This is a genomic window from Streptomyces sp. WM4235, assembly GCF_001279725.1.
GTDB lineage: Bacteria > Actinomycetota > Actinomycetes > Streptomycetales > Streptomycetaceae > Streptomyces.
This window is the reverse complement of record NZ_LGDE01000188.1, coordinates 1-1,181: the sequence shown is the minus strand read 5'-3', so window position 1 is coordinate 1,181 and position 1,181 is coordinate 1. Positions and strand designations below refer to the sequence as shown.

Below are 1,181 nucleotides of genomic sequence, written 5' to 3'. Positions count from 1 at the left end.
GTGGGGTGACGGACAGGTCGCAGTTCTGCGCGATCGGTTCGTTGAAGGGGAATGTCGGTCATCTGGAGCCGGCGGCGGGGCTCGCGGGCCTGGTGAAGGGGCTCCTCGCGATGGAGCACGGGATGGTTCCACCGTCACTGCACGTGGTGCGGCCCAACGACCACATCCGGTTCGAGGAGACGCCGTTCTATCTGGCCGACCGTGCGGTGGAGTGGCCGCGCGACGGTGAGCCTCGTCGGGCTGCGGTGAGCGCGTTCGGCATGGGCGGCGTGAACGCCCACGTCATCGTCGAGGAGCCTCCCGTCCCGCTGACGCGTGAAGTGCCGGTTCAGGATTCGTTCGTCGTGCGGGTGAGTGGGGCTGACGAGTCGGCGCTGCGGTCACCGGCGGGCGCGTGCGCCGACCGGTTCGACGTGGTACGCGACTCCTGGGAGACCGCCGACCTCTGCCACACCGCCAACACCGGCCGTTCCCCGCTGGAGTTCCAGACCGCCGTCCATGGGCGAACGGCCGCCGAACTCGCCACCGCGCTGCGCTCCGTCGCCGCCGGCCGCATTCGCCCCGTCCGCGTCGACATCGACCTGACCGCCGAAGCGGCGGCGCTCCGCGCCGGGTCGACCGCGGGACCGCACGGATCCGTCGGCGCCGCCGAGTTGACCGGGGTCGGCTACGCGCACATCGACTGGCCCGCTCTCTCCGCCGTTGGTGCCCGCGTGACGGACCTCCCCACCTATCCGTTCGCACGGGGTGCGTACTGGCACACCACCGGCCCGTCGCTCGCCGCGTCCGGCCCGCCGCCGACGGGGGTCGAGGCGGTGCGCGTCGACTGGCGCGTACGGGAGTTGCCCCCCGCCCCCGCTCACGGCTCGGCCCCCGCCCCGGGCTCGGGCGCGGTACGCCTGGTCACGGCCGACCCCGAGCTCGGGCGCGCGCTGACGACGGCGCTCCGGAGGCGGGGCGTGACCGTGGTCGAGCCCGGCCGCCGGGCGGACGGGGCCATCGTGATCGGCACCCAGGACAGCCGAAGCGGCGGAATCGACGAACTCGCCGCCTTCTGGGCAGAGTTGAGCAACATCGTGGCGGGTCTGCCCGCGCGCGGGGCAAAGCTGTGGGGGGGCTTCCACGCCGCCCCCGGGCATCCCGAAGAAAGCGGCAGGCCGCGCCCCCCGCGGGCGGCCCTG

General features: G+C 74.0%; 1 protein-coding gene. It reads left to right on the top strand.

Annotated features, from left to right (window positions below; all coding sequences use genetic code 11):
• Positions 1 to 5 precede the first annotated feature (5 nt).
• Positions 6 to 1,181: ketoacyl-synthetase C-terminal extension domain-containing protein (locus ADK55_RS37700; protein ID WP_324611184.1), on the top strand; the 1,176-nt coding region annotated here is incomplete at its 3' end.